This is a genomic window from Neobacillus drentensis, from assembly GCF_036965245.1.
Taxonomy (GTDB): Bacteria; Bacillota; Bacilli; order Bacillales; family Cytobacillaceae; genus Neobacillus; species Neobacillus drentensis_G.
The window spans coordinates 1-11,710 of sequence record NZ_JBALPG010000122.1 but is presented as its reverse complement, the minus strand read 5'-3'; the positions used below and the strand labels follow the sequence as shown (position 1 = coordinate 11,710).

At 36.7% G+C, this 11,710-nt stretch carries 10 protein-coding genes; 9 read left to right on the top strand and 1 reads right to left on the bottom strand.

The window, feature by feature from the left end; all coding sequences use genetic code 11:
• The 6 genes from V7150_RS21070 to V7150_RS21045 form a co-directional block, all read left to right on the top strand.
• On the top strand, window positions 1-1,081 hold a 1,081-nt coding region (locus V7150_RS21070), incomplete at its 5' end, for an ABC transporter substrate-binding protein (protein WP_335522184.1).
• Between the two features lie 65 nt (window positions 1,082-1,146).
• The gene (locus tag V7150_RS21065; RefSeq protein ID WP_335522183.1) at window positions 1,147-1,839 is read left to right on the top strand and encodes a hypothetical protein; all 693 of its coding nucleotides are present in this window, start codon (window positions 1,147-1,149) and stop codon (window positions 1,837-1,839) included.
• A gap of 14 nt (window positions 1,840-1,853) precedes the next feature.
• Window positions 1,854-2,789, top strand: coding sequence for a carbohydrate ABC transporter permease (locus V7150_RS21060; protein WP_335522181.1), 936 nt, complete (start codon window positions 1,854-1,856; stop codon window positions 2,787-2,789).
• Entirely contained in the window at window positions 2,779-3,615 is an 837-nt protein-coding gene (locus V7150_RS21055; protein WP_335522179.1) for a carbohydrate ABC transporter permease, read from the top strand. The genes V7150_RS21060 and V7150_RS21055 overlap by 11 nt, the downstream gene beginning before the upstream one ends.
• Before the next feature lie 18 nt (window positions 3,616-3,633).
• The gene (locus V7150_RS21050; protein ID WP_420490316.1) at window positions 3,634-4,983 is read left to right on the top strand and encodes an FAD-dependent oxidoreductase; all 1,350 of its coding nucleotides are present in this window, start codon (window positions 3,634-3,636) and stop codon (window positions 4,981-4,983) included.
• A gap of 37 nt (window positions 4,984-5,020) precedes the next feature.
• Window positions 5,021-6,667 carry a DUF4127 family protein gene (locus V7150_RS21045; protein ID WP_335522175.1) on the top strand — a complete coding sequence of 549 codons (1,647 nt, stop codon included), beginning with the start codon at window positions 5,021-5,023 and terminating at the stop codon, window positions 6,665-6,667.
• A 298-nt stretch (window positions 6,668-6,965) separates the two neighbouring features.
• Here V7150_RS21045 and V7150_RS21040 read toward each other — a convergent pair whose 3' ends face one another.
• Window positions 6,966-8,276, bottom strand: coding sequence for an SH3 domain-containing protein (locus V7150_RS21040; RefSeq protein ID WP_335522173.1), 1,311 nt, complete (start codon window positions 8,274-8,276; stop codon window positions 6,966-6,968).
• A gap of 528 nt (window positions 8,277-8,804) precedes the next feature.
• Here V7150_RS21040 and V7150_RS21035 point away from each other — a divergent pair.
• The 3 genes from V7150_RS21035 (at window position 8,805) to V7150_RS21025 (ending at window position 11,107) form a co-directional block, all read left to right on the top strand.
• Complete coding sequence (locus tag V7150_RS21035) at window positions 8,805-9,515, top strand: class I SAM-dependent methyltransferase (protein ID WP_335522171.1); 711 nt, start codon at window positions 8,805-8,807, stop codon at window positions 9,513-9,515.
• 215 nt (window positions 9,516-9,730) lie between these two features.
• Window positions 9,731-10,309, top strand: coding sequence for a nucleotidyltransferase family protein (locus V7150_RS21030; RefSeq protein WP_335522168.1), 579 nt, complete (start codon window positions 9,731-9,733; stop codon window positions 10,307-10,309).
• A 189-nt stretch (window positions 10,310-10,498) separates the two neighbouring features.
• Complete coding sequence (locus V7150_RS21025) at window positions 10,499-11,107, top strand: class I SAM-dependent methyltransferase (protein ID WP_335522167.1); 609 nt, start codon at window positions 10,499-10,501, stop codon at window positions 11,105-11,107.
• Window positions 11,108-11,710 lie beyond the last annotated feature (603 nt).

Genomic DNA, 11,710 nt, shown 5'->3' with positions numbered 1-11,710 from the left:
AAATATCAAAGTAAAAATGGAAAGTGTGCCTTTCCCTGATTATCAGCAAAAAATTACTGTATTAGCTGCAGGCAGGGAATTACCTGATGTGGGTTGGGTAGCAGAGCGTATGGTTCCGCAATTCATGGAAAATGGAATTTTAGATGATGTTTCATCGTTTAAAAAGGATAAAGCATATGATATTGATGATTTCTTCCCATCTACACTGGATTTGTTCGAGAAAGACAAAAAATTATATGGTATTCCATTTTCAACCCCTCCAATGGTTTTATTTTATAACAAAGATTTATTCGTAAAGGCCGGCGAAAAAACTCCGAATGAACATGTACAAGCTGGAACATGGACTTGGGAGCAATTCGAGAAATCTTCAAAAGCTATTTCATCAAACGGTGTTTATGGGGCAAACTTCTTCCGTGACTGGAATACGTGGATTGCTTTATTATCGCACACTTGGAGTTATGGCGGAGACTTATTTAATAAGGACCAAACAAAGTTTACATGGAACAGTAATGAAGGCGTAGAGACACTTAAAATGCTTGACCGCATGATGTTTAAAGATGCATCACATCCAAAAGCAGGTGAGCAAGTAAGCTTTGAATCTGGAAAAATTGGTATGTTCTTTGATGTCTATAGTTATGTTTCTCGTGCGCGTGATGTGAAAGATTTTGCTTGGGATATCGCTCCGCTTCCAGAGGGGGCTGAAGGAAGATTCCCGATGTTAGGGCAAGCGGGATATGGCCTATTTAAAGGTTCTAAGCATCCGGAAGAAGCAAAAGAACTGCTCAAATTCTTTACCAGCAAAGAGGGAATTAAAGCTACATCTACGTACTTTGTACCGCCTCGTGAATCGGTCATTAGTTCAGATGAATTTGTAAATCAGCCTAATAACCCACCAGTGGAAAGTATTCAAAAAGCAGTTATCGATGAAATGGACAATGCTAGACTGCAAGCTGGGCATGTAGAGTGGCAAAAAATTGATAATGCTATTCAATTTGGCTTTGATGAGTTGTTTGGACAATTGAAAAAGCCTGAAGAAATATTAAAAGGCATGGAAGAAAAGATTAATCCATTATTAAAGTAATCATGACAGGTGCGGTTAACCCTTTTAAGGTTTAACCGCATCCCTTTTACTGGGGGTGTAATATGTTGAGTTCTTCGTTAAAGCAATTATTAGAAAAAAACAAGCTAACCTTAATCGTTAGTTTGCCAGAAAATAGATGGGATCTCGCAAAGGCAGCCATTCAATCCGGTGTTGATGCGATTAAACTGCATGTAAATGTAGAACATAGAGCATCAGGCAACCACTTTGGTCCTGTTCAAGTCTATGAGGAAGCTTTTCGCAGTATTAGAGAAGAATTTTCCGGGCCGCTTGGAATTGTCCCTGGTGGCTCCTATGAAAATATAAAGCGGAGTGAAATGGATCAGATCATTGATATAGGTTTTAATTTCTATTCTGTTTATGCTCACCATAAGCCGAGCTGGATGGTACAGCTTGATCCTATTGAAAAAACGTTTGCTATTTCAAATGAATATCAATTTAGCCAATTGGGGAGTGTCAAGCATCTTGGAGTATCTGCCCTCGAAGCTTCCATAGTCCCAGGAGAAGAATATGGAAGTCCTTTAACCTTTAAAGATATCCTGGCCTATCATGCTCTTGTTCAGAATGTGGATGTCCCCGTCCTCGTTCCTTCTCAAAGGAAAATCGAGACTTTTGATGTTCCATTACTCTATAGGACTGGAATAAAAGCCATTATGCTAGGGGCAATAGTGGTTGGACATACGGAAGAAAGCATCAAAGAAGCCATATCAGCTTTTAGAGAGGCTATCGATTCATTGTAAAGGAGGTAGGGGAGTTGGAAGTAAAAGTAAATGCAAACATAACGAAAGAACTGCCTATAAAAAAAAGTCGTAAGAAATTTTTTGGAAGTGAAGCGTTTTATGGCTATATATTTGTAAGCCCGATGGTACTTGGCTTTTTCGTAGTCATGTTCATTCCCTTTTTCTATTCTGTTTATATGAGTTTAACCGATTGGAAACTGCTTGGGGATCCTAATTTTATTGGCAGCGAAAATTATCAACGGTTAGTCCATGATCCCGACTTTTGGGAAGTCATGAAAAATACACTTCTATTTTCCGGTGGCCTGGTTCCGATTAATATTGTGATTGCTTTATTACTGGCACTGCTGCTGCAGCGTAATTTACCTGGTATCGGCTTTTTTCGGACAGCTATTTTCATTCCTGTTATGACATCCATTGTGGTATGGTCAATTATTTGGAAATACATGTTTGGTACCGAGGAAGGTTTTATCAACCAAATTCTTGGCGCTTTTGGTATTGACGGTCCTGCGTGGCTGTATGATCCGGATCTAGCCATGGGTGCTGTTATTGTGGTTAGTGCTTTGAAGAATGTTGGATTGAACATGGTTTTATTCTTAGCAGCGTTGCAGCAGGTTGATAAAAATCTTTATGAAGCCTCCTATTTAGACGGTGCAAATAAACTTAAACAATTTTGGCATGTTACCCTTCCGATGATCACACCGACTGTTTTTTTAACTTTAATCTTAACGGTCATTGGATCGATGAAGGTTTTTGGGCAGATTTATGTGATGACAGGCGGAGGGCCTGGAAATCATACTAAGGTATTAGTTTACTATATTTGGGAAAATGCGTTCAAACTATTTGATTTTGGCTATGCCTCAGCCATTGCCATAGTTTTATTTAGCATTATCTTATTCTTTACACTTATCCAATGGGGTGTAAGAAAAAGGTGGGTTTTCCATGAACAATAAGATGAGAAATGGTATTTTTACGAAAATATCTTTTTATGGAATATTAACGATCATTTCGTTAATCATGATTGTGCCATTTTTATGGATGATTAATACATCCTTTAAAGATTCAACAAAAATATTTACCTTTCAGTTAATCCCAGATCCTTTTAGGTGGGAAAACTTTCTTGAGGTACTTAAATCTACTCCATTTCATCTATTCTATTTTAATAGTTTTTACATTGCCGTTTTAGTCACGATCGGTACGATTTTCTTAGGATCACTAGCCGGCTATGCCTTTGCAAAATTGAAGTTTAAAGGAAGTTCGTTGCTGTTCTTATGTTTATTAAGCACCATGATGATTCCTGTAGAAGTCGTCACGATTCCTCTTTTTCTATTTATGAGAGATTTAGGATTGATTAATACCCATGTTCCTTTAATCGCTATTCCTATTTTAGGGCCGGCGGGAGTGTTTGGGGTTTTCGTTATGCGACAATTCTTCTTATTAGTACCTAAAGAATTGGAAGAGGCTGCTAAGTTAGATGGATGTTCCTATTTTCGTATTTATTGGAGTATTATGCTGCCGCTTGCAAAACCAGCTATTGCAACTCTGACAATATTCACCTTTTTAACAAGCTGGAATGAATTCTATGAGCCTCTTATTTACATTAATTCAAAAGAGCTAATGACCTTGCCATTAGCTTTGGCGCTATTTACTGATGAAGTAGGGACAAAATGGGAGTTATTGATGAGTGCGTCTGTCATGGCAACCGTTCCGTTGTTAATCATATTCTTCTTTGCGCAAAAACAATTTATCGAGGGAGCCACGATGACTGGTGGGAAATAATCGATTTTGAAAAAGGATGTGTCTAGTTTGAAGTCTGAACTCTCTTTTGATGTGGTGGTGGCAGGCGGGGGTCCTGCTGGCATCAATGCTGCTATTGCCTCAGGCAGGGCTGGATCAAAAACATTGCTAATCGAACGGTATGGTTTTCTAGGAGGGATGTCAACTATTGCACTTGTATATCCATGGATGACATTTCACACTAATTCTGGAAAACAAGTCATAAAAGGAATTGCTCAAGAAATAGTAGAGAGATTAATGAAAATGGACGGATCACCTGGCCATTTACGTGATACGGTGGGATTCACCTACTCGGTGACTCCTTATCATCCAGAAAAATATAAACTGTTGGCATTAGATATGCTTGAAGAAGCGGGCGTTGAAGTACTTGTTCATAGTTTTGTAGATCAAGTGGAGACGGAAGGAAATCGTATTACCGCACTTAATCTGACCACAAAGTCCGGTCCAATCCGTGTTTTTGCCAAAAGATTTATTGATACGACAGGAGATGCGGACGTCGCTTACCTTTCTGGTGCTCCTTGTTTAAAAGGAAGAGACCAAGATCACAAAACACAGCCAATGACGATGAAGTTTCGAATGAGGGGGGTAAACCTTGAAAAGGTAAAGGGATCGATGAAGAATAACCCTACTAATTTTTACAAGAAAACCCCGATTGAACTATTAGATGAAATACCATTAACAGGTGTTCAGGGCTTTTATAAGGAATGGAATGAATCAGGTGTACCTATTAATCGGGATCAAGTTCTTTTTTTTGCAGGTCCTGAGGATGACGAGGTTCTTGTTAATTGTACTCGCGTTCAAGGTTTAGATGGAACGGATGTATTTGATTTATCAGCTGGGGAAAGAGAAGGAAGAAAACAGGTACTGATGATGGCAGAGTTCTTGCAACAGAAAATTCCAGGCTTTGAAAAAGCATCCATCTCGGCTGTTGGAACTCAAATCGGTATTCGAGAAACACGCCGGATTGATGGACAATATGTCCTTGCGATTGCGGATGTTGTGGAAGGAAGGAAATTCGAAGATACCATTGCACTTAGCGGCTACCCAATTGACATACATGATCCAAGTGGTAAAGGCGTTCAAGCAAAAGATATCGAAGGGGATGGCAGCTATGGCATACCGTACCGATGCCTCGTGCCAAAGAAAATTGATAATTTATTAGTAGCGGGGAGGTGCATTTCAACCACACACGAGGCTTTAGCAACCACTAGACTCACTCCTAGCGCTATGGCCACAGGTCAAGCTGCCGGAACAGCCGCAGCCCTTTCCCTTACTGATCATGTTGCACCAAAAGACGTAAGTATTACCAAGTTAAGAAAGTATTTAACAGATAATGGGGTAGTTCTTTAGAAGTGTCACTAGTCCGATAATGTAAAGGAGGAAAATCGTGAAACGCTTGAGAACATTATTTTCACTAATTCTTGCCGTCTTTTTACTGTTTAGCTCTGTTGGTATGATTGAAGCTAAGGAAAAGAATGAGTTGGCTACTGTTTTATTGGTTCCATTAGATGATCGCCCAGCAAATACTTACTTTCCCCAACAGGTTGGACATTCAGCAGGTGTAGATGTAATTGTACCGCCAAAAGAGATGATTGGCTATTTCACGGAACCGGGTAATGGGGAGGAAATCAGTAAATGGGTCTTAGAGAACGCAGATCAGGCGGATGGTTTTGTTATTTCTACGAGTATGCTTGCCTATGGAGGTCTGGTGGCTTCCCGAACAGGTGTTAAATCATTAGAAGATTCCCTTAAGGATATCCAGGTTATAAAAAAGTTGAAGGAATTATATCCGGAGAAGCCTGTGTATGTTTTCGATACAATACAAAGGCTGGCTGTTACAGCAATTAGTGATGAATATGCCAAATATTATTCACTTATTAGTGAATGGGCGATTTTGTACGATAAGGTAGTTAATTTAGGAATGGCAGGTAAAGAAAGATTAGACGAGCTGGAGTCATTAATTCCTGCATCTGTGTTAGAAGATTACAAGAAAGCGAGAGCCAGAAATCACACCGTTAATAAAATTATGATTGATTGGGTTCATCAAGGTTATATTGACAATTTAATATTAGCTCAGGATGATGCTGCTCCATATGGATTACACCGTGCAGAGAGAGAGCAGTTATTAGCAAAAGTCAATGAACTTCATGTTCAGGATCAAGTTTCTGTTTTCCCAGGTGCAGATGAAGTAGGTGTCGTGTATGTATCTCGTTTCGTGAACCATTACTTTCATACTTCGCCAAAGTTCTTCATTGAATATGGAGGAATTCACGGAGAAGACTGGATTGCGCCTTTTGAAGATACGACATTTGACTACAATGTGCAAAAACATATCGCTTCAGCAGGCGGTACAATTGTAGATAACGAAGATCAAGCTGATATTCATCTCCTGCTAAATACACCTTCTTCTAGTAGTTCGACAAGATCAAAGGATATAGGATGGCTGGTTAATCGAACGAAAGAATTAATGGCAAAGGGTAAACAGGTGTCGATTGGCGATGTTCTAGTGGTAAATAAAGCAGATGAACCATTTGTCATGAAGCTTGCTGAGTCAGTAGATCTTACAAAAATCCTTTCCTATAGTGGCTGGAACACGGCTGGTAATGCACTGGGAATTACTGTCGGCCATGCAGCGGCACGGTTTGCTTTTTTAAATCAAACATCTGGATTTGGAGTCCCTCTATATGAACAAACAGCAAAAGCCCATTACGAATTTTTGCTCCATCGCTTTGCCAAAGATCAAGGATACAAAAATGTTGTCCATCCAGCAGCAAGAACCTATATACAACAAATTGGAGCAAGTGAATGGTCCCTCGGAGATAAGTATGACATAGTAAACAATTTTGTAAAAGAAAAACTCACAAAAGAGACAGAGTACTGGTATCAATACTTTGATAGTAAAAAAGTGTACATTGGCTCAAGAGGTACTAAGGATTTCTATAAAACTATCTCTTCATTAGAAAGCGTCCATGTTAAGTTACCTTGGCCGCGAATCTTCGAAGCTGAGCTTGAGCCCCATTTAGAATTTAATTAGATGAAGTGAGTTGTCAGATAACGTTAATGCAATAAGAGGTCGGTTCAATGGAATCCGACCTCTTTTTATTATTAAGAGGTTCGTCTGTTATTAAATTAGATTACTTTGGCCCCTTATGCTGTCACAAATATTAAGTGGCTTTTTCCTGATAAAAGAATTCACTTTTTTCTTTTATGTCCTAAACAAAATCATTCTTATACCGATATGAATATTAGAGGCTTTAAAAATATTCCTCTCTACCATCTTGCACAGAATAAAAAAAGCCTCACATCGAGGCTTTTAATTTCACAGGTACGATTTATTGAAGAGAAATTAATGTCATTTGTTGACCTCTTTTTCCTTCAAGTGTTAGGGTTACTTCTTTCCCTTGGTGGTTAAATAATTCATTTTTCAGGTTGCCTTTTGCTTTTGCACAATAAGTGCTGCCATCAGACGTGATAAAACGGAAAGTTCCATCAGCGTCTACTCCTCCTATTTGAGCTGTTACTCTTATTTGAGTAGTAGTAGAGGTAGTTGTGACAGGGACTTTGATTGTTTGTCCAATTTTCAACTTTGATGGGTTTACTGTTGGATTTAGTGCTTGAATGGATGAGGCAGAGACCCCTAATGCTTTACTTATTTTTGTAAAAGTATCACCGCTCTTAATCACATATTCAGATGAACTTATTGTTGTGCTGTTGTTTTTATCAGACTCATTTGTTGTGTTATTGTTTTTATTTGACTCATTTGTTGTATTTGTTGGCACGTTATTAGTTAAATATGCTGCACTAACAAACGCTGTTTTGCCGCTGAACTTAATCTGAGCCCAACCTTTAGAGGTTGATATAACAGACACACGATCATTTAATTTTAACGAACCCAGTACAGCACTGTCCGTAAAAGCAGCTGCTCTAACTCTTAACGACGATGCAGTTACATACATTGTTTTTGCTTGAGATTCGACTGTTGATGAACCTGCTGGTGTTTGTGAAAGATAGGCAGCACTCACAAAACAAACTCGTCCTTTAATCAAAATGGCAGCCCATCCGTTTTCTACGAATGCAACCTTCACAACATCACCTTTTTTATATGTTCCAATAATACTACTTTTCGTGTTTGGCTGAGAGCGAACATTTAGTGTTGTGGCGGTAACAGTTCTGTCTTCTACCTTTGGTAATAGAATTTTTTTACCGTCAATGGAAGACAGCCCATTGGCATCTAATATTTCCTGCGCTGTGACACCATGTTTCGCAGCGATTGTTTCAATATTTTCACCGCTTTTTACCTGATAAGTGTATTCTTGTATAAATCCTGCATTCGCAGTGAGCGTATATATACCAAGAACAACTGTAAAAATGCCAGTCACTACAAGTTTTTTTACTACAGAATTTTGAATCCATTGGCTAACCTGTGAAACATATGTGTTCCAATTTGCACGAATATCTTTTAAGAATCCTTTGATATCTAAAACATTTCGAATATCAAACTGGATGCTTTGATAATATTCACGTCTTTCCATCCTTGAAGTAAAAACGGGTACACTTTTTACTTGCTTCTTTTTTCCATAAGTTTCTTTCCTGCTTAGTATTAATTCACCATTTACAATTAGTTCTTCAGTCAAAGTAACCATTTATCCCTCTCCACAGTTAAAAGTAAGCGTTTGCACCAATATACTAGATGCCAGCTATCACAATATCTCCCCTCTATTAATATTCGACGCTCTGTGTCATTTTCTGTCCCATTTTTGTCATTATTAGTAGAAAATAGATGATGTTGGACATACTACCATTTTCATAATTAGCTGGAATCTATTACCCGCTGTTTAAAATCTAGTAATAAAGTACTAGCCTCTGTAACAGGATCAATCTCGTTCAGTCCCTACTAAAAGTTCCTTTTTTAAATAATTTGGCATCTATCGACATTCTTTTTTAGCGTTTAGGTGTAAAAAGTGTTTATGGAAGCAGGTTTAAGGCAACTTTAATCAAATGTTTGAGTAGTGTTGGAAAAAGGGAAATGAGTAGGAATATGTAGATAGTTCAATTTTTTTATAACAAGCGAACCTATTTATTGAACACACGGGCAGATTAATTAAAGAAGGAATATCGTCTTCAAATATAGTAATGAAAAGGGAGAAAACCAATTTTATGGGGGAAATACATTGAATAGAATAGAATTTATTCGAAATGAAGAGAAGAAGTATCACGATTTTTGCTATGAGAACTATAAATTATTTGAAGAAGGTTCTTGGTTGTATAAACCAGTTAAAACTGTAATGGATCTATTGCCTTTATTCGATAATAAAGAAAGTTTAAATGTCATTGATTTGGGTTGTGGGGTTGGTAGAAATAGTATTCCGATAGCTGAAGCAATAAAAAATAGGAATGGCAAAGTTGTTTGTGTAGATTTACTAGATTCGGCATTAAACAAATTAAAAGAATATAGTAAACATTATAAAGTTGAAAAAGTAATTCGAACGGAAAAAGCTGATATAGGTAACTATAAAATAAAGCCTAATGAGTTTGATTATATTATTGCAGTATCCGCTTTAGAACACGTTAAATCAGAAGAAGTTTTTGAAGAAGTCGTTCGACAAATGGCAGAAGGGACTAAAAACAACAGTGTAAATTGCCTTATAGTAAATTCTGAAGTTCAAGAAATAGATTTAGAAACAAATGAAAAGCTAGATGCACTAATGGAAGTAAATCTTTCAACAGAAGTGATGATAAATAAGTTAAGTAGTATATATACAGGCTGGGAAGTATTAAAAACAGATGTAAACCTATTAGAATACAACATTACTCGAAGTGAAAAACCTGTATTATTAAAAACAAATGCTATAACGTATGTTGTAAGAAAAAGTATTGGATAGTTCTTCAATTATCATGAAAATTAAGGTCTCCTGCATTTGCTTGTGTCGTAACACGGCATGTTTGCCTACCATGTAAGAACGTAATTTTTTTTTGCATTTACTGTGGTGAACCTATACTTCATGGATGGCTAACGGGACTGGTTACCTGAAAATGGACAAGTAATTAAGGTTAAAGAATAATAATGTAATACATTTTTTAAGGAGTAATATTTACTATGATTTTTAATGAGGAGAAAATTATTTCGCTTATTAGAGAAGATAAATGGATGATGGACATTTTAAAATTAGCAAAATTACTAAATTTGCCTGATTGGTGGATATGTGCTGGATTTGTTCGTTCAAAAATATGGGATACATTACATAATTTCAACGAAAGAACCCTAATCCCAGATATTGATGTAATTTATTTTGACTCTACAAATATTGATGAAGTAGAGGAAAAGAAATTTGAGGAAATCCTTAAAACCCTAATGCCTAACATTCCTTGGTCTGTAAAGAATGAAGCAAGAATGCACATTAAAAACAATATGCCTCCTTATTCTTCTTCTGTTGATGCTATTTCAAAGTTTACTGAAACAGCGACAGCTTTAGGGGTAAAATTGAATGAAAACAACAAGGTGATATTAACAGCCCCTTGTGGAATTAGTGATGTTGTCAATCTAGTGGTGAAGCCCACTCCTTTTTTTACAGAGACTAAAGAACGAATAGAAATTTACGAAGACCGCATAACAAAAAAGAATTGGAAATCAACTTGGAATAAATTAAAAGTGTATTCTTTCAATAATTCTAATTAACAGGTGCTAGAGTTTGGAACAGGGATTGCTGCTACTATCCATTTTTTTATTAATTAAAGAAGCAGGTTTGGTTGAATAACAATTCCATTACCTTATGAATAATAATGAAATTATCTAATGTCCATGGTAAAGCCCAAAATGAAGAAAATACTTATTCCAAGTCTAATCAATCTTTCAGGAAGTGAGTAAATGAAAAAAGAAAATCTAATTAAAAAATATGATAAACAGGTAAAAATGTATGAAAATAATCGTCATAATCAAAAGCTTGCTGGATTGAGAAATAAAATAATAAAAAACGCATACGGAAAAGTCTTAGAGGTCGGAGTTGGAGCTGGAGCGAACTTTCCTTACTATGATAGGAATAATGTTGAGGTAACAGGAGTTGATTTTAGCTCAGAGATGATTAAGAGTGCCAAAAGAGCAGCATCAATTTTTCAAGTAAAAGCAGAATTTATACAGGAAGATATTGATGAGTTGATATTAGAACACAACTCTTTTGATTGCATCGTATCAACCCTTTCACTTTGCAGTTATCCTGACCCAATTGTAACATTAAGTAAATTTAATAGTTGGTGCCGTAAGGATGGGATCATATTGTTAATGGAACATGGTCTGAGCTCTAATCCATTACTATCCTTTACTCAAAAAATGATTGACCCACTATATGCTAAAATATCTGGGTGTCATTGTAACAGAAATATCGATAAGATAATTGAAAAATCGAATCTTCAGGTCGATCATATCGAACGTTATTGGTCAGATATCATCTATTTAATACGGGCAAGACCCTCTAAGTAACAGTACGATTTTTATTAAGCCAATGAGTGCGATTCTTCAATAAGAATCGTCGCCTTTTTTTTATTACTTTAATTTTTGGATGGCTTGCAGTTTCAATTTCCCCTTTTTTTGATTCTGTGATTGTGTCAAATTCTAATGATTTATCCCATTTAAGACTTGGTTTTCCACTACCTATAATTGAACAGCACACATCGTTAACGCCTATGGAGGAAGACTTTCCTCTCACAGTGGGGTTACTAAGTCCCCAAGAAAACGCAACCGATTTACTGGATATTAATTATGTTTTTTCAATATTAATAGTAACCATAACCTCCTATGTCTCTATTCTAACTATAAAATTTTTAGTTAGAAAACTAATAAAAGTCTAACCCCAAGTTCAAGGGTTAGATAAAAAAGTTCGTGAACAAATGTACTTAACCTAACGGGTGCTAGAGTTTAACAAAAGGGCTGCGGCGGCTAATGGGTTCTGTTCTGAAGTACAAAACTAAAAAAAGTTGGAGAAATTACAAGTTAAATCGCACACAAAATGACACATTAATTAGTACAGAGTTATTCGTATGCAAATAAATAAGCACAGTCGAATGACCGTGCTTATTTTTTATT

Coding starts and splice junctions, on each gene's coding strand:
- V7150_RS21055 (WP_335522179.1), top strand. CDS start 2,779: ATGAACAATAAGATGAGAAATGGTATTTTTACGAAAATATCTTTTTAT.
- V7150_RS21040 (WP_335522173.1), bottom strand. CDS start 8,276: ATGGTTACTTTGACTGAAGAACTAATTGTAAATGGTGAATTAATACTA.
- V7150_RS21030 (WP_335522168.1), top strand. CDS start 9,731: ATGATTTTTAATGAGGAGAAAATTATTTCGCTTATTAGAGAAGATAAA.
- V7150_RS21025 (WP_335522167.1), top strand. CDS start 10,499: ATGAAAAAAGAAAATCTAATTAAAAAATATGATAAACAGGTAAAAATG.